14 protein-coding genes are annotated in these 14,681 nt (G+C 72.2%); 5 read left to right on the top strand and 9 right to left on the bottom strand.

Features of this window, described 5'->3' with window-relative positions:
• The first annotated feature begins 101 nt into the window (after positions 1-101).
• On the top strand, positions 102-2,468 hold the full coding sequence (locus tag AB0I83_RS01555) for a discoidin domain-containing protein (protein WP_363303177.1): 2,367 nt from the start codon (positions 102-104) through the stop codon (positions 2,466-2,468).
• 54 nt (positions 2,469-2,522) lie between these two features.
• On the opposite strand, the gene AB0I83_RS01550 is transcribed toward AB0I83_RS01555, so the two are convergent.
• The 5 genes from AB0I83_RS01550 to AB0I83_RS01530 are packed head-to-tail and all read right to left on the bottom strand — an operon-like array spanning position 2,523 to position 7,359.
• Positions 2,523-3,782 (bottom strand): ABC transporter substrate-binding protein, encoded by a 1,260-nt coding sequence (locus tag AB0I83_RS01550; RefSeq protein WP_363303176.1) that lies wholly within the window; start codon positions 3,780-3,782, stop codon positions 2,523-2,525.
• Positions 3,779-4,909 (bottom strand): branched-chain amino acid ABC transporter permease, encoded by a 1,131-nt coding sequence (locus AB0I83_RS01545; RefSeq protein WP_363303175.1) that lies wholly within the window; start codon positions 4,907-4,909, stop codon positions 3,779-3,781. Before AB0I83_RS01545 ends, AB0I83_RS01550 begins: the two co-directional genes overlap by 4 nt.
• A complete protein-coding gene (locus AB0I83_RS01540; protein ID WP_356531836.1) occupies positions 4,902-5,792 on the bottom strand; it encodes a branched-chain amino acid ABC transporter permease in 891 nt (296 codons plus the stop codon). Before AB0I83_RS01540 ends, AB0I83_RS01545 begins: the two co-directional genes overlap by 8 nt.
• A complete protein-coding gene (locus tag AB0I83_RS01535; RefSeq protein WP_356531834.1) occupies positions 5,789-6,574 on the bottom strand; it encodes an ABC transporter ATP-binding protein in 786 nt (261 codons plus the stop codon). Before AB0I83_RS01535 ends, AB0I83_RS01540 begins: the two co-directional genes overlap by 4 nt.
• Positions 6,562-7,359 (bottom strand): ABC transporter ATP-binding protein, encoded by a 798-nt coding sequence (locus AB0I83_RS01530; protein ID WP_363303174.1) that lies wholly within the window; start codon positions 7,357-7,359, stop codon positions 6,562-6,564. Before AB0I83_RS01530 ends, AB0I83_RS01535 begins: the two co-directional genes overlap by 13 nt.
• A gap of 183 nt (positions 7,360-7,542) precedes the next feature.
• On the opposite strand from AB0I83_RS01530, the gene AB0I83_RS01525 reads away from it, so the two are divergent.
• Positions 7,543-8,298 carry a helix-turn-helix domain-containing protein gene (locus tag AB0I83_RS01525; RefSeq protein ID WP_363303173.1) on the top strand — a complete coding sequence of 252 codons (756 nt, stop codon included), beginning with the start codon at positions 7,543-7,545 and terminating at the stop codon, positions 8,296-8,298.
• Positions 8,299-8,338: 40 nt separating this feature from the next.
• Here the strand turns inward: AB0I83_RS01525 and AB0I83_RS01520 are convergent, their stop codons facing one another.
• Positions 8,339-9,454, bottom strand: a complete 1,116-nt coding sequence (locus AB0I83_RS01520; protein WP_356531961.1) for a glycerate kinase — start codon at positions 9,452-9,454, stop codon at positions 8,339-8,341.
• Between the two features lie 130 nt (positions 9,455-9,584).
• On the opposite strand from AB0I83_RS01520, the gene AB0I83_RS01515 reads away from it, so the two are divergent.
• Positions 9,585-10,079, top strand: a complete 495-nt coding sequence (locus tag AB0I83_RS01515; protein WP_363303172.1) for an NUDIX hydrolase — start codon at positions 9,585-9,587, stop codon at positions 10,077-10,079.
• A gap of 86 nt (positions 10,080-10,165) precedes the next feature.
• A complete protein-coding gene (locus AB0I83_RS01510; protein WP_363303171.1) occupies positions 10,166-10,900 on the top strand; it encodes a Sir2 family NAD-dependent protein deacetylase in 735 nt (244 codons plus the stop codon).
• Positions 10,901-10,907: 7 nt separating this feature from the next.
• Here AB0I83_RS01510 and AB0I83_RS01505 read toward each other — a convergent pair whose 3' ends face one another.
• Complete coding sequence (locus AB0I83_RS01505; protein ID WP_356531825.1) at positions 10,908-11,309, bottom strand: (2Fe-2S) ferredoxin domain-containing protein; 402 nt, start codon at positions 11,307-11,309, stop codon at positions 10,908-10,910.
• Between the two features lie 317 nt (positions 11,310-11,626).
• Between AB0I83_RS01505 and AB0I83_RS01500 the strand changes: the two genes are divergently transcribed.
• On the top strand, positions 11,627-12,211 hold the full coding sequence (locus AB0I83_RS01500; protein WP_356531823.1) for a TMEM165/GDT1 family protein: 585 nt from the start codon (positions 11,627-11,629) through the stop codon (positions 12,209-12,211).
• A gap of 120 nt (positions 12,212-12,331) precedes the next feature.
• Here AB0I83_RS01500 and AB0I83_RS01495 read toward each other — a convergent pair whose 3' ends face one another.
• A complete protein-coding gene (locus AB0I83_RS01495) occupies positions 12,332-12,850 on the bottom strand; it encodes a methylated-DNA--[protein]-cysteine S-methyltransferase (protein WP_363303170.1) in 519 nt (172 codons plus the stop codon).
• 18 nt (positions 12,851-12,868) lie between these two features.
• Positions 12,869-14,341 (bottom strand): AlkA N-terminal domain-containing protein, encoded by a 1,473-nt coding sequence (locus tag AB0I83_RS01490; RefSeq protein ID WP_363303169.1) that lies wholly within the window; start codon positions 14,339-14,341, stop codon positions 12,869-12,871.
• Positions 14,342-14,681 lie beyond the last annotated feature (340 nt).

The raw sequence follows: 14,681 nt of genomic DNA, 5'->3' as shown, positions 1-14,681 counted from the left end.
TGAAGACAAAATCTTGCGCAGCACCGTGGACTTCTTTACTGCGGTGCTCCTAGCCTGTGGGGCGTCCGAAGAGCCCGTCGAGCCGCAAGGACGACCCACACGTGACCCCACCACTCCCTGGCCCCCGTCTACTCAGACGCTCCCTGTCCGCCTCCCTCTCCCTCGCACTCGCCGCTGCCGGCACCGCCGCGGCGGTCGTGCTGGCCGGCGCTCCCCCCGCCCAGGCCGCCGCGGTCCCCGCTCCGTCACCCGTCGGGATATCCGGCCGGGGCGCCACCGTCCCGTTCAAGGAACAGGAGGCGGAGTACGCCGCGACCAACGGCTCCCTGATCGGCCCCGACCGCCTCTACGGCTCCCTGCCGTCCGAGGCCTCGGGCCGGCAGGCCGTCACACTCGACGCCACCGGTGAGTACGTCGAGTTCACACTCACCGCCCCGGCCAACGCGATGACGTTCCGCTACTCACTGCCGGACAACGCGGCCGGGACGGGCCGGGACGCCTCCCTCGACCTGCGAGTCAACGGCTCCTCGCTCAAGAGCTTGCCGGTGACGTCGAAGTACGGCTGGTACTACGGGGGTTACCCCTTCAACAACAACCCCGGCGACACCGACCCGCACCACTTCTACGACGAGACCCGGACCATGTTCGGGTCCACCCTGGCCGCCGGTACGAAGGTCCGGCTCCAGGTCACCTCCACCGCCGCGTCACCGTCCTTCACCATCGACCTCGCGGACTTCGAGCAGGTCGGGGCGCCCGTGGGCAAGCCGTCCGGCGCGCTGGACGTGGTGGGCGACTTCGGCGCCGACCCGACGGGGGCGGCCGACTCCACCGCGAAGATCCAGGCCGCGGTCGACGCGGGCCGCACCCAGGGCAAGGAGGTGTACATCCCGCAGGGCACCTTCAAGGTCCAGGACCACATCGTCGTCGACAAGGTGACGCTGCGTGGCGCGGGTCCCTGGTACAGCGTGCTGACCGGGCGTCACCCCACGGACCGGAGCAAGGGGGTGGGGGTCTACGGGAAGTACTCGGCGCAGGGGGGCAGCAGCAACGTCACCCTGAAGGACTTCGCCGTCATGGGCGACATCCGTGAGCGCGAGGACAACGACCAGGTCAATGCCATCGGCGGGGCCATGTCCAACTCGGTCGTCGACAACGTCTGGATGCAGCACACCAAGTGCGGTGCCTGGATGGACGGTCCGATGGACAACTTCACCATCAGGAACAGCCGGATCCTGGACCAGACCGCCGACGGCGTGAACTTCCACTACGGCGTCACCAACTCCACGGTGACCAACACCTTCGTCCGCAACACCGGGGACGACGGTCTGGCCATGTGGGCGGAGAACGTCCCGAACGTGAAGAACAAGTTCACGTTCAACACGGTGATCCTGCCGATCCTCGCCAACAACATCGTCACCTACGGCGGCAAGGACATCACGATCTCCGACAACGTCATGTCGGACACCATCACCAACGGCGGCGGACTGCACATCGCCAACCGGTACCCCGGCGTCAACTCCGGCCAGGGGACAGCCGTCTCGGGCACCCACACCGCGGCTCGCAACACCCTCATCCGCACCGGGAACAACGACTTCAACTGGCGCTTCGGGGTCGGCGCCATCTGGTTCAGCGGGCTCAACGAACCGATCGCCAACGCCACCGTCAACATCACCGACAGCGAGATCCTGGACAGCTCCTACGCCGCGATCCACCTGATCGAGGGTGCGAGCAACGGGCTGCACTTCGACAACATCAAGATCGACGGAGCCGGTACGTACGCGCTCCAGATCCAGGCCCCGGGCACGGCCTCGTTCAACAAGGTCGTCGCCACGCACATCGCCCAGTCCAACCCGATCCACAACTGCGTCGGGAGCGGCTTCCAGATCACCCAGGGCACCGGCAACTCGGGCTGGTACGCGAACCCGCCCGCCTGCACCGGCGTCTGGCCGGCCCCGGTGTGGACCAACGGCGGAGTCCCCGGGGGCGGCGGCCCCACCGACCCGACCGACCCCACCGACCCGCCGGACCCGACGGACCCGCCCGAGGAGACGGGCAACCTCGCTCAGGGGCGGCCCGTCACCGAGACCGGCCACGCCGACGTCTACGGCGCCGCCAACGCGGTCGACGGCAACGCCAACAGCTACTGGGAGAGCCGGAACAACGCCTTCCCGCAGTCCGTCACCGTGGACCTCGGCGCCGCGAAGGCGGTCAAGCGGCTGGTGCTGAAGCTGCCTCCGGCCGCGGCCTGGGCGACGCGCACGCAGACGGTGGCGGTCACCGGCAGCACCGACAACTCCACGTACGGCTCGCTGAAGGCCCCGGCGGGCTACACCTTCAACCCGTCGAGCGGCAACACCGCGACGGTGGCCCTCACCGGGACACCGGTCAGGTACCTGCGGCTGACGTTCACCGCAAACACCGGCTGGCCGGCCGGTCAGCTGTCCGAAGTGGAGGCCTACACCCACTGACCGCACACGGACGGGCCCGGCCTCATCGGCCGGGCCCGTCGCCGTTCGGGAAGATCAGGGCTTGAGCGCGAAGGACTCGGCGGCCGGGGCCACTTCGGCCGTGCGGACCACCTTGAGGCCACCGGGCGTCTTGGCGTCGGGCTTCATGACGACGGTCTCCCGGGTGGAGGGCGCCGACGGGTCGGTGAAGTCGTGCGAGATGCCGAAGTCGGCGCCGAAGCCCTTGATGGTGAGCAGCGCCTTGTCGACCCCCTCACGGGTCAGGTCCTTCGACTCGCAGGCCTTCTTCAGCGCCTCGCCGAAGACGGAGGCCGCGTTGTACCCGGCGATGACGCCGTTGTCGAGGCCGTCCTTCGGGTACGAGGCCGCGTACGCCTCGGCCAGCTTCGCGGGACCGGCCGCCGCGTCGCCGATCGGCAGGGTGGAGGCCCCGATGTAGTAGTCCTTCTGGAGGGCCGCGCCCGCCTGGGTCGCCAGGAGCTGCGGGGCGTAGGCCGAGTTGTTGCCGACGACCGGGACGTCGAAGCCGGTGGCCGCGGCGACACCGACCAGCGACGCGGCCTGGCGCGGCCCGGCGCTGATGACGACGGCCTTCACGCCGGCCTGCTTGAGCGCGGAGACCTGGGCGGTCATGTCGTTGTCGGTCGGCTTGATCTTCTGCTCGACCACCGTGAGGCCCGCCTCCTTCGCCGCGTGCTTGGAGCCGGCCAGGGCGTTCTCGCCGTAGTCGCCCTCGAAGTACACGTGGCCGATCTTGTCGCCCTTGGCTATGCGCTTCTCGGAGAGCAGGAAGTCGATCAGGTTGATCGTCTCGACGTCGTACGTGGCTCCGATGACGCGGACGTACTCGGACCCGAGCAGGTTCGCCGACCAGGCCTGCGGCAGGACGATGCCCTTGTCCTGACCGTCGACGCGCGACTCGACGGCGGCGACGAACGGGGAGCCGATGAACTGGGTGAAGCCCAGCACGTCCGGCTCCAGCTCGGTGTAGGCGCCGATCGCCTTCTGCGGGTCGTATCCGTGGTCGCGGACGGTGAGTTCGATCTGCCGGTCGCAGATGCCGCCCGCCTTGTTCGTCTCCTTCACCCAGAGCTGCTGGGCCTGGGTGACGCTCTTGCCCAGCGAGGCGTACACACCGGTCATGTCGGTGAGGGCACCGAGGGTGATCTTCGAGTCGGTGACCCCCTCCCCGGTCTTCACACCGCTCTTGTCCGCGGCGCCGTCGTCCGACGACTTCGCCTTCCCGCTGCATCCCGCGAGGGTGAGGGTGAGGGTGAGAGCCGCGACGACGGCTCCGACAACACGTGGCTTCATTTCTTCTTCTCCCCTGGATTCTTCAGACGCGCAATGCCGCCGGGCAGGAACAGGACGACCGCGACGACCGCGGCGCCGTAGAGGTAGCGGGACGCCTCGCCCGGTGCGATACCGCCCGTACCAGGGGCGGATACCAGGGGCAGGGAGTCGCTGTAGTGGGTGAGCACCTGAGGGAGCAGCGACACGAACGCGGCGCCGATGACGGCTCCCGCGACGCTGCCCAGCCCGCCGATGACGATCATGGCGAGGTATTCGAGGGACAGGATCATGCCGAAGTACTCCGGCACGGTCCGCTGGAAGACCAGCGCGAGCAGGACGCCCGCGAGGCCCGCGTACATGGAGGACAGGACGAAGACACCGGCCCGGTAGCGCGCCACCGGGACACCCATCACACCGGCGGCGATCCGGTGGTCCCTGATGGCGTTGAGGGCCCGGCCGGGTCGGCCGCGGAGCACTCCGCGAGCGAAGAGCCCGCCGGCCAGGAGCGCGGCCAGGCCGAGGTACCAGAGCTTCTCCGAGGACTGGAAGGGCACTGCCGCGACGACCACTTCGGCGTCGTCGAAGGTGAACCCGAAGAGGGACAGCGGCGGCACGGGGCGGCCGTTGAAGCCGCCGGTGAGCGAGTCGGCGTTGAACAGCACGTGCTGGCCGATGAAGATCAGCGCGAGCGTGGCGATTCCGAGGTACGCACCGCTCAGCCGCCCCGCGATGGGGCTGAAGAGTCCGCCCGCGGCGCCCGCCAGGAGCACGGCGAGGATCGCGGCGAGCCAGGTGGGCAGGCCGAGCCCGGTGAGCGAGTGCCCGTTCTCCGTGCTGCTCTCCCCCGCGAGGACGCAGTAGCTGTAGGCGCCCACCGCGAGGAAGAAGGCGTGTCCCATGGAGAGCTGGCCGGTGGAGCCGGTGAGCAGGTTGAGGCCGATCGCCCCGATCGCGGCGGCCATGGCGAACAGTCCGGCCTGGAGCCAGAAGCGGTCCAGGTAGAACGGGACCAGGAGGAGTACGACCGAGCCGACGAGCCAGAGGTAGGGGGCGGGCCGGCGCAGTCGTCCGGCGAGCAGCGTCCCGGTGCCGGGGGCGGCCGCGACTGGTGCCGGGGCGACGGTGGTGTCCTTGGTGGCTTCAGACACGGGACAGCTCCTTCGTACCGAAGAGTCCCGCCGGCCGGACGAGCAGGACGACCACCATCACCAGGTACGGCGCGAGATCACCGATGCCGCGGCCGAGGAAGGAGAGGTCGCTCTGGTAGCCGGTGGCGAGTGACTCGGTGACCCCGACGACGAGTCCGCCGACGAGCGCCCCGGTCGTCGAGTCGAGGCCCCCGAGGATCGCGGCGGGGAACGCCTTGAGTGCGGCGAGTGAGGTGGCCCGTTCGAGGCCGGGGGTCGGGAACACCGTGAGGAAGAGCGCGGCGACGGCGGCGAGCGCCCCCGCCACCGCCCAGGCGGACAGGGAGACCCGGCCGAGCCGGATGCCCATCAGCGCGGCGGTCTGCGGGTTCTCGGCGGCGGCCCGCATGGAGACGCCCCACGAGGTGAAGCGGAAGGCGAGCAGGAACACCGTGATGAGCAGCCCGGCGACGAGGAAGGCCGCGATGCGGGTCTCGGCCAGGGTGACGCCGCCGACGGTGACGACGTCGTCCCCCCAGGGGTCGCCCAGCGAGAGGACGTCCGTCCCCATCCGGCGGGTGAGTTCGGTGGTGAGGAGGATGTCGACGCCGATCGTGACGATCGCCAGGACACTCTGGTCGCTGCCCCGGTAGCGGCGCATCACGAGGAACTCGACCGCCGATCCGACGACCGCGGCTCCCGCGATGCCGACGCCGAGCGCGGGCCAGAAGCCGATGTCGTCGTGGAGCACGGCGGTGACGTAACCCCCGGCCAGCAGCAGGGAGGCGTGCGCGAAGTTGACGACCTCGGTCGCCTTGAAGATGACGACGAAGCCCAGGGCGATCAGCGCGTAGACCGAGCCGATGGAGAGGCCGCCGAGGAGGAGTTCGATGAAGGTGGTCATTCCTGCGCCCCCAGGTAGGCCTGCACGACGGCCGGGTCGTTCTGCACCTCGGCGGGCGTGCCACCCGCGATCCTGCGTCCGAAGTCGAGTACGGTCACCGCGTCCGCGAGCCGCATCACCACCCCCATGTCGTGTTCGACCATGACGATCGAGATGCCGAGGCTGTCGCGTACGCCGGCGACGACGGCCGCGGTACGGCGCCGTTCGTCGGCCGTCATGCCCGCGATGGGCTCGTCCAGCAGCAGGACCTCGGGCTCCATGCACAGGGCGCGCCCGAGCTCGACGAGCTTCTGCTTGCCGTACGGCAGGGCTCCGGCGGGGCGGTCGAGTTCCTCGTCCAGTCCGATGAACCCGGCGATCTCCCGGACCCGTTCGAGGTGCCGGTGCGCCTCGCGGGTGGCGGAGGGCAGCCGCAGCCCGGTGGCCAGGAACCCGGCGCGGGTGAGCCGGTGCCTTCCGAGCATGAGGCTGTCGGCGACGGTGGCGTGCGGGGGCAGGGCGATGTTCTGGAAGGTCCGGGCCACTCCGAGTCCGGCGATCCGGTGCGGGGCGAGGCCGGTGAGTTCGGTGTCGCCCAGGCGCACACTGCCGGAGGTGGCCCGGTAGACCCCGGAGAGCACGTTGAAGGTGGTGGACTTGCCCGCGCCGTTGGGTCCGATGACGGCGTGCACGCTGCCCGGTTCGACGGTGAAGGAGACCGCGTCGAGGGCGGTGAGCCCGGCGAAGCGCACGGTCACGTCGCGCACGGAGAGCTGGGCCGGAGCGGTCGTCACGCGGACCACCTGCTCAGGGTGCGGGTGGCGCCTTCGGCACGGGCGGCGTCCTCGGCCGCGGTCTCGTCGACGACGCCGAGGTAGCGCCGGCGGACCTCGTCGGAGGCGACGAGCTCGTCGGCCGGACCGCTGAGGGCGACCTCGCCGACGTCCAGGACGTACGCGGTGGAGGCGAGCCGCAGCGCGATGGCCGCGTTCTGCTCGACGAGCATGACGGAGGTGCCTCCCGCGTTGATCTCCTGGACCGTCTCGGCGATCCTCGCCGCCATCAGCGGGGCGAGTCCGAGGGACGGCTCGTCGAGGAGCAGCAGGCGGGGCCCGGCCATCAGGGCCCGGCCCATCGCCAGCATCTGCTGCTCGCCGCCGGAGAGCAGACCGGCCCGCTGGTGCGGGCGTTCGGCGAGCACGGGGAACAGTTCGTGTACGCGCTTCAGGGCGGCGGCGGCCGTCCTGCGCCCGCCGCTCGCCCCGAGTGCGCCGGCCCGCAGGTTGTCGGCCACCGTCATCCGGGCGAACACCTGCCGGCCCTCCGGTACCTGGATCACTCCCGCCGCCACCACCTGGGCGGGGCGGAGTGCGTCCAGGGGGCGGCCGTCGAAGCGGATGGTGCCTGTGCCCGTCCCGCGGTGGAAGCCGAGGGTCCGCGACACGGCCCGCAGCAGCGTGGTCTTGCCGGCGCCGTTGCCACCGAGTACCGCGGTGATCGCGCCGGCCGGCACGTCGACGGAGACGTCGCGCAGTGCCCGTACCGGGCCGTAGCCCACGGACAGTTCGCGGATCTCGAGCGTTGCCATGCGTCCTCCTCCTTCCGACTGGTCGTCGTGGTGCCACAGACCAGCAGCGGGCGCGCCGCGCGTCCACGGTCCGCGGCCCACTCGCTGCGGCTGACCAGTGTTCGAACGGCCCCGTTGTGCGCGTGCACAGAGGGGGGTGAGGGCCTGTCGCCGTCGGCGCCGCCGGTGGCATCCTCACCAGCCATGAGCGGCTCGGCTGCGGGACGGAGCGGGAACATGCGGCGGCGAGGTGACGAGCGGGGCCGGGCGCTGCTCGACGCCCTGCTGGACGACCGGCCCGAGCCGGGCCTCGCGGCACGCGCGGCGACCGCCCTGGGCCTGCCGGAGCGGGGCCGCTACGCGGTGGCCGTGCTGCGGGCGGCCGGTGGCGTACCGCCGGGCGCGGCGACGGACACGGACGGCCTGCGGGTCCTGCGGCGGAGGCGGGGGGACAGGGAGGTCGTGGTCGCAGCCTTGGGCGACCGGGATGCGGCGGGCCTCGCCACGCTGCTGGTGCGGTGGTGGCCGGGGCCCGGCGGGATCGGGCCGGTCGCGGAGGGGCTCGCCGGACTGGGGGCGGCGCGCCGCCTGGCGGAGGTGGCCCTGCTGACGTGCCCGCCGGGTACGACGGGGATCGTACGTCTGGAGGAGCGGCTGCCCGCGGCGCTTCTGGTGAGCCAGCCGGAGCTGTCGGCCCGGCTGGTCGCGGATGTCCTCGGCCCGCTGCTGGCACTGGATCCGGCCGACCGTGCGCTGCTGGTGCGGACCATGGAGGCGTGGCTGGAGTGCGGGGGCTCGGCGGGGCGGGCGGCGGGGCGGCTGTACTGCCACCGCAACACCGTGCTCAACCGTCTGCGGAGGCTGGAGCGGCTGACCTCGCGGTCGTTGTCACGTCCGCGCGAGCTGATCGAGATGACGCTCGCGCTGGACGCGTTCAGGCTGACGGTGCCGCAGCCGTGAGGGGACCGGGAGCAGGCCCCGGCCCCCTCACGGCGGGGCGTCAGGACAGGAAGTCGCGGGCGATCGCCTCGGCCGCGCGTTCCAGCAGGGGTCCGGCCTGCGCCATGCAGACGGCCGGGTCGGGCTCCAGGTCCGTCAGGGCGTAGGCGCGGCGGATACCGGCCCTGCCCAGTGCTTCGCGCGGCAGGGCAAGGCGCCCGCACACGGCGACGACTTCGACGCCTGCCTCGCGGGCCGCCGACGCGACGCCCGCCGGGGCCTTGCCGTGCAGCGTCTGCTCGTCGAGGGATCCCTCCCCGGTGACGACGAGCGTGGCCTTCGCCAGCGCCGGGGCGAAGCCGAGGACGTCGAGCATCACCTCGATGCCGGGCCGGAAGCGGGCGCCCAGCGCGACGAGCGCCCCGTATCCGATGCCGCCGGCGGCACCCGCACCGGGCAGTCCGGCGTGCTCGGGGCCCAGGACCGACGCGTAGTGGGCGAGCGCCGCGTCGAGGACCGCGATGTCCTCCTCGGTGGCGCCCTTCTGCCGCCCGTACACCTCGGGGGCGCCCTTCGGGCCGGTCAGCGGGTTGTCCACGTCGCTGGCCAGGACCAGGTCGATGTCCGCGAGGCGTGGGTCGAGCCCCGACAGGTCGGCCCGGACCAGCTCCGCGAGTCCGCCGCCTCCGGGGCCGACGGGCTTGCCGTCCCCGTCCAGGAAGCGGGCTCCGAGCGCGGCCAGCATGCCCGCGCCGCCGTCGGTGGTGGCGCTGCCGCCGACGCCGAACACGATCGTCCGGGCCCCCGCGTCGAGGGCCGCCGCCAGCAGTTCGCCGGAGCCGTACGTCGTCGCCGTCAGCGGGGCGAACTCCCCCTCGGGGAGGTGCTGGAGGCCGGAGGCCTCGGCCATCTCCACCACGGCTGTGGTGTGGCGCACCGCGTACGCCGCGGTGACCGGGGTGCCCAGCGGCCCGGTGACCCGCGCCTCGCGTCGCTCGAATCCGGCGGCCACCGCCGCGGCGACCGTGCCGTCGCCGCCGTCCGCGACGGGCAGGGTCTCGACCCGCACGCCGGGTACGACGCGCCGCAGCCCGGCCGTCACCCGCTCCGCGACCTGTACGGCCGTCAGCGAGCCCTTGAACTTGTCCGCCGCCACGAGCACGTGGGCGGTCTTCATCGCTGCTCCGTCCGTCACCTTTTATCCCTTGCTTTCGAACAGGCAGTCGCGCCGCCCCGACCATATCCGCAGCACCCCTGATCTGCCCATGGCTGTCCGAAACCAGGGGCCGGGCCCCTACGCTGCCCCTGTGACCACCTCTGACTACGCCACGTACATCGCCGGTCTGCCCCGCGTGCTCGCCGCGGCCGCCACCCTCTTCAGGGACCAGGAGGGGCGCGTCCTGCTCGTCGAGCCGAACTACCGGGAGGGCTGGGCGCTGCCGGGCGGCACCATCGAGTCGGACGGGGGCGAGACTCCCCGGCAGGCCGCCAGGCGCGAGACGGCGGAGGAGATCGGCCTGGACATCGCGCCGGGACGGCTGCTCGCGGTCGACTGGGCACGGGGCGTGGCCCGTCCTCCGATCGTCGCCTACCTGTACGACGGCGGTGTGCTGGCCCGGGAGCGGTTCGAGGCGATCGAGATCCAGGAGGACGAGCTCCTGTCCTGGCGGCTCGTGGACCGCGCCGACCTCCACGGCCACCTGCCCGACCGGCTCCTGCGGCGGGTCCGCGCGGCACTGGAGGTGCTGGACGCGGGATCGGGCGCGGCCGAGCTGGAGGACGGGGTACGGGTCCCGGAGTGACGGGCACCCCGGTCGTGGCCCGGGCCGCACGGGGTGGCCGCGGGAAAGCCGTCGCGGCGGGACGGTCGCGTCCGTAGGCTCGGGCCATGACTCTCGTCGCGATCCTCAGCGGCGCCGGGATCTCCACGGACTCCGGCATCCCCGACTACCGCGGTCCGCAGGGGCTCTGGCGGAAGGACCCGGACGCGGAGAAGCTCGTCACCTACGACTACTACATGTCCGACCCGGAGATCCGCCGCCGCTCCTGGCAGATGCGCCGCACCAGCACCACCTGGGGCGCCCGGCCGAACGCCGCCCACCACGCGGTGGTCTCGCTGGAGCGGTCCGGTACCCCGGTCCGGGTGATCACGCAGAACGTCGACGGGCTGCACCAGGCGGCCGGCCTGCCCGCCCGCAAGGTCGTCGAACTCCACGGCACCGCGCGCGAGGTGGTCTGCACCGGCTGCCGTGCCAGGTCGGCCATGGCGGACGCGCTGGCCCGTGTCGAGGCGGGCGAGACGGACCCGCCGTGCCTGGCCTGCGGCGGGATCCTGAAGTCGGCGACGGTGATGTTCGGCGAGCGGCTCGATCCCCGGGTGCTCGCGGAGGCGATTGCCGTCACGAAGGCGAGCCAGGTGTTCATCGCGGTGGGTACGACGCTCCAGGTGCGGCCGGCGGCCTCGCTGGCGGGGATCGCGGTGGAGCACGGGGCCCGCCTCGTCGTGGTGAACGCCGAGCCGACCCCGTACGACGAACTGGCCGAGCAGGTCGTCCGCGAACCCATCGGGACGGCCCTGCCGGCGCTGCTGGAGCGCCTGTCCGCGGAGGGCGTAGAGCTGTAGCCGGTCGTCAGTCGTCCAGGCCCGCCCGGATCCGGCGGGACGGGCTGAAGGCGTACAGGTCCAGGACGTCCGGCACCTCCGCGAGGCCGGGCCCGCCGCGCGCCGCCCAGGCGGCGATGTCGTCGACGGCGTCCGGATCGTTGACCAGCCCGAGCCAGACCGGACGCCCGCCCGCGCGGCGGCCCTCGGCCGAGGGCTGTACGACGAAGACGTTGCCGTGCTCGCAGGCGTCGAGGCACTCCACCGCGCGCACGGTCGCGTCGCCGTCGAGGGACCGGCGCAGTCGTGCGAGCTGCCCGGCGTGGTCCACACCGGGGATCTTCGGGGTACCGCAGCAGCAGCCGCGGCAGACGCTCACCGTGGGCCGGGAGGGCCCCGTACCAGTGGTCCTGCGGGGACGGCGGCTCATTCGGGGGCGCTCCGGCTGGTGGCGGGGATGATCACCGCAGGACTCTACCGAGCTGCTCCCCCGCGGCTCCCGTGGGGTAGTGTTGACGGCTGCGAAGGGGAGTAGCCCTGCAAACCGGTCGTCGACACACTGGAGCCTTCGGGTTCCCGGTGGCCGGGCTCGTAGATCCTTACGGGTGGGCGAGACCTTCGGTCAGGTATGACACGCCCGCGCCCTGCGGGCGCCACCGTCATGCCGGGCCGAGTGGTCCTCCGAAAAAGCCCGAGTGGCGCTTCGCGGAAGGCCCGGGGCCCGGCTCTCACAGAAAGCCACCCGGAATGCATCTCGACCCACTGGCGATCCTCACCGCCTTCGGGCTGATCTTCCTCGCGGAGCTCCCCGACAAGACGATGTTCGCCTCGTTGGCCATGGGCACGCGTATGCGCCCGCTCTACGTCTGGTTCGGCACCTCGTCCGCGTTCGTCGTGCACGTCGCCATCGCCGTCGGGGCGGGCGGGCTGATCGGCCTGCTGCCCGACTGGATCGTCAGGCTGGTCTCGGCCGCCCTCTTCGCCTTCGGCGCGTTCATGCTGCTGCGCAGCGGCGGGGGCGACGAGGACGAGGACGAGGAGGTCAAGACGGTCACCGGCTTCTGGCCCGTCTACTCGACCGCCTTCATGGCGGTGTTCATCAGCGAGTGGGGCGACCTGACCCAGATCACCACGGCGAACCTCGCCGCGAGCAACGGCGCCTGGTCCACGGCCATCGGCGCGGCCGCCGCGCTGATGTCGGTGTCCGCGCTGGCGCTGCTGGCCGGGCGGTTCATCGCCAAGCGGGTCCCGTTGAAGACGGTGCAGCGCATCGGCGGTGTGTGCATGCTCGGCCTGGCGATCTGGTCGCTCGTCGAGGTCTTCGTCGGCTGAGGGGGCCGATCCGATCGAGCCGGCCGAGGGGCCGATCCGCCGGGCGCGTCTCCCGGGGCCGGCCGGCGTCCGCAGCGCGTCTGTACGGCGCGGTTCGGGCGCCGGACCGGCCAGGGCCCCTCAGAACAGCACCGGTGCCTCCCCCTCCGCACCCCGCTCGAAGGCGAGCAGCCGCTGCTTGCGATCCAGCCCGCCGCCGTATCCGGTCAGGCCCCCCGAGGCCCCCACGACCCGGTGGCAGGGGACGATGATCCCGACCGGGTTCCTGCCGTTGGCCAGCCCGACGGCTCGCGAGGCGCCGGGCTTGCCGAGGTACTCGGCCAGCTCGCCGTAGGAGCGGGTCTCGCCGTACGGAATCCGTACGAGCTCGGCCCACACGCCGCGCTGGAACGGGGTGCCCTCCAGCCGCAGCGGCAGGTCGAACTCGGTCAGCTCGCCCGCGAAGTAGGCGTCGAGCTGGCGGACGGCCTCCCCGAACGGCCGCGTGTCCGGGTCGCCGAAGGTCTCCTCGGGCGGACGGTGCCGCTGCCCGGTCATGTAGAGACCGGACAGCGTCCCGTCGGTGGCGACCAGGGTGAGGGCGCCGTAGGGGCTGTCGACGACCGTGTGCCGTCTGGTCGTCGTGGGTGCGGTGGTCATGGGTTCGTCCTCACGCCCTCAGACGGGCAGATGGTTGATCGGGTGGTCGTCGACGGTCCACAGGTACTGCACGGCGTACGCGCGCCAGGGGCGCCACCCGGCGGCGCGTGCGGTGAGGGCCGCCGGGGTCGCGGGGAGGCCGAGCAGCCCGGCCGACCTGCGGATTCCGAGGTCGGTGGGGAGGAAGGCGTCCGGGTCCCCGAGGGCTCGCATGGCGATCACCTCGACCGTCCACGGGCCGAAGCCCGGCAGGGCGGTGAGCTCGGCCCGCGCCGAGTCCCAGTCGGTGCCCTCCCCCAGGTGCAGCGACCCGTCGGCGAGTGCTCCCACCAGTGTGGTGAGCGTGGCGCGGCGGCTGCGCGGCAGGGCGAGGGCCTCGGGATCGAGTCCGGCCAGCGCCTCGGGAGTCGGGAAGAGATGGGTCAGACCGCCCTCGGGGTCCTCGACGGGCACCCCGTGGGCGCGGACCAGCCGGGCCGCGTGGGTGCGGGCGGCGGCCGTGGAGACCTGCTGGCCGAGCACCGCGCGTACGGCGAACTCCGCCGCGTCGACCGTGCGGGGCACCCGGCGCCCCGGCGCCGCGTCCACCAGCGGGGCGAGCAGCGGGTCGGACCGCAGCTGGTCGTCCACGGCGACGGGGTCGGCGTCCAGGTCGAGGAGCCGGCGGCAGCGGCTGATGGCCTGGGTGAGGTCGCGGGGGTCGGTGAGGGAGAGCCTGCAGTCGATGTGACCGGACCGCGGGGCCAGGGCCACGATGCCGTGTCCGTGCGGGAGGGTGAGCGTGCGGCGGTAGGCGCCGTCGCGCCACTCCTCGACTCCGGGGACGGCCGTCGCGGCGAGGTGCCCGAAGAGGTTGCCCGGGTTGAGCGGGGCACGGTACGGCAGCCGAAGGGCTATGACACCGGGGGTCGCCGGCTTCCTGGCCCCGCGCTCCGACCGTGTGCGCAGTTCGCCCGGGGCGAGCGCGAAGACCTCCCGCACGGTGTCGTTGAACGTACGGATGGACGAGAACCCGGCCGCGAACGCGACTTCGGCCATCGGGAGCCCGGTCGTCTCGATGAGCACCCGGGCGGTCCGGGCCCGCTGCGACCTGGCCAGCGCGAGGGGACCCGCGCCGAGTTCGGCGAGGAGCTGGCGCTCGACCTGCCGGGAGGAGTAGCCGAGCCGCGCGGCGAGCCCGGTGACCCCCTCCCGGTCGACGACCCCGTCCTGGATGAGGCGCATCGCCCGGGCGACGGTGTCGGCGCGGGCGTTCCACTCGGGGGAGCCGGGGCTCGTGTCGGGGCGGCAGCGCTTGCAGGCTCGGAATCCGGCCTGCTGGCAGGCGGCGGCGCTCGGGTAGAAGGTCATGTTCCGGACCTTGGGGGGCACGACCGGGCAGCTGGGCCGGCAGTAGATACCGGTGGTCAGGACGGCGGTGAAGAACCAGCCGTCGAACCGGGGGTCCTTGGACCGTACGGCCCGCACGCATCGCTCGGTGTCGGTGTGCATGGTTCAAGGATCAGGCACCGGGGCCGGCGGGGCTGGCGGAAATCCGACATCAGCCTCGCGCGGGAATCCGACAGGGGGTCGGACCGCCGGGCCGTCGGGGCAGGGCCGCGGACCGGGATCCGGATTCAGCCGCGTTCATGTTCATGAATACGAAACACGTACGTAGCTATTGACGCGATCACGACACAAGCCTACCGTCCTGGAAACCACCTAGTAAGCGCTTGCCCCCCACCCGGTGAGATGTTCGGAAGCACCACCTGTTCAGGGATCGGAACAGACGGTGTACGCACCCGCACGGAGCCACTCGAAGCAATGACCGTGACGGCCTTCCCGGTACGCC

The organism is Streptomyces sp. NPDC049970 (assembly GCF_040660235.1).
Classification (GTDB): Bacteria; Actinomycetota; Actinomycetes; order Streptomycetales; family Streptomycetaceae; genus Streptomyces.
The sequence above is the reverse complement of the archived record's forward strand: the minus strand, read 5'-3'. Positions and strand labels throughout refer to the sequence as shown.

Coding starts and splice junctions, on each gene's coding strand:
- AB0I83_RS01550 (WP_363303176.1), bottom strand. CDS start 3,782: ATGAAGCCACGTGTTGTCGGAGCCGTCGTCGCGGCTCTCACCCTCACC.
- AB0I83_RS01540 (WP_356531836.1), bottom strand. CDS start 5,792: ATGACCACCTTCATCGAACTCCTCCTCGGCGGCCTCTCCATCGGCTCG.
- AB0I83_RS01530 (WP_363303174.1), bottom strand. CDS start 7,359: ATGGCAACGCTCGAGATCCGCGAACTGTCCGTGGGCTACGGCCCGGTA.
- AB0I83_RS01525 (WP_363303173.1), top strand. CDS start 7,543: ATGAGCGGCTCGGCTGCGGGACGGAGCGGGAACATGCGGCGGCGAGGT.
- AB0I83_RS01520 (WP_356531961.1), bottom strand. CDS start 9,454: ATGAAGACCGCCCACGTGCTCGTGGCGGCGGACAAGTTCAAGGGCTCG.
- AB0I83_RS01510 (WP_363303171.1), top strand. CDS start 10,166: ATGACTCTCGTCGCGATCCTCAGCGGCGCCGGGATCTCCACGGACTCC.
- AB0I83_RS01505 (WP_356531825.1), bottom strand. CDS start 11,309: ATGAGCCGCCGTCCCCGCAGGACCACTGGTACGGGGCCCTCCCGGCCC.
- AB0I83_RS01500 (WP_356531823.1), top strand. CDS start 11,627: ATGCATCTCGACCCACTGGCGATCCTCACCGCCTTCGGGCTGATCTTC.
- AB0I83_RS01495 (WP_363303170.1), bottom strand. CDS start 12,850: ATGACCACCGCACCCACGACGACCAGACGGCACACGGTCGTCGACAGC.
- AB0I83_RS01490 (WP_363303169.1), bottom strand. CDS start 14,341: ATGCACACCGACACCGAGCGATGCGTGCGGGCCGTACGGTCCAAGGAC.